Source organism: Halorubrum sp. Atlit-8R, assembly GCF_003666025.1.
Lineage (GTDB): Archaea > Halobacteriota > Halobacteria > Halobacteriales > Haloferacaceae > Halorubrum > Halorubrum salinarum.
Genome location: NZ_QPLV01000023.1, coordinates 1 through 592, shown reverse-complemented (window position 1 = coordinate 592; position 592 = coordinate 1). Strand labels below are relative to the sequence as shown.

Below are 592 nucleotides of genomic sequence, written 5' to 3'. Positions count from 1 at the left end.
GCTCGCGCTGTCCGACCTCGATTCGGCGCTGACCGACCGCGACGCTTCTCGCGCCCGCGAGGTGTACGAGGGCATCGACCGCCTCTGGAGCGAGGGCCGCGACTGTTACGCCCTCCGCGTCGCCGACGGCGAACTCGACGACCGCTACGACTCCGCCGCGCTCGCGCTCGCGTCGGCCCACCGGACCTACGACCGACTCGAAGCCGTCGACGACGACCGGCTGGACCGACTCGTCCACCACGTCGAGTCCGTCTTCGACGGCCTCTGGCACGACCCCGACGACAGCGAGGTGAAGGGGCTGGTCCGCTTCGAGGGCGACGACTGGCGGATGCGCGAGCAGTCCTCGGAGAAGGTTTGGACCGTCTCGACCGCGTGGGGCGCGAACACCGGCGTCGAACTCGCCGCCCTGCTGGCCGCCCACGACGACGACCGGGCGGGGACGTTCGCCGACGAGGGCCGCGCGCTCCTCGACCTCGTCCTCCCCGACGGTCCGCTCTGTACCGACGAGGGCTACCTCGCGGAGCAGTTCTTCGACGTCGGCACGCCCGACAGCGCGACGCCGCTCGGCTGGCCGCACGCGCTTCGGCTGGCG

At 72.5% G+C, this 592-nt stretch carries 1 pseudogene; it reads left to right on the top strand.

The annotated features are described in order from the left end of the window. Window positions 1-592 (top strand): annotated as a pseudogene (locus tag DVK05_RS16390) (glucan 1,4-alpha-glucosidase); the annotation flags it as partial.